Annotated in this window: 1 protein-coding gene; it reads right to left on the reverse strand. The window is 61.7% G+C overall.

Annotation, left to right across the window (positions count from 1 at the left end):
• Positions 1 to 501: EF-Tu C-terminal domain-related protein (locus ACR0K1_RS25650; protein WP_480852330.1), on the reverse strand; the 501-nt coding region annotated here is incomplete at both ends.

The raw sequence follows: 501 nt of genomic DNA on the forward strand, positions 1-501 counted from the left end.
TGGGCGCGATCAGCTCAACGCCGAACGACACGTTGTCGCCGGGCATGACCATCTCGGTGCCTTCGGCCAGGGTCACGGTGCCGGTCACGTCAGTCGTACGGAAGTAGAACTGAGGACGGTAGTTGGCGAAGAACGGAGTGTGACGACCGCCTTCTTCCTTGGTCAGGATATAGGCTTCGGCTTCGAACTTGGTGTGCGGGGTCACCGAGCCGGGCTTACACAGAACCTGGCCACGCTCAACGCCGTCACGATCCACACCACGCAGCAGGGCGCCGATGTTGTCGCCTGCTTCACCGCGGTCCAGCAGCTTGCGGAACATCTCAACACCGGTGCAGGTGGTTTTGCTGGTGTCGCGGATGCCGACGATTTCGATCTCGTCGCCAACGTTGATCACGCCACGCTCGACACGGCCGGTCACAACGGTACCACGGCCCGAGATCGAGAACACGTCTTCGATCGGCATCAGGAACGGCTGGTCAACAGCACGCTCAGGCGTGTCGA

This window comes from Ruegeria sp. F5 (assembly GCF_056533845.1).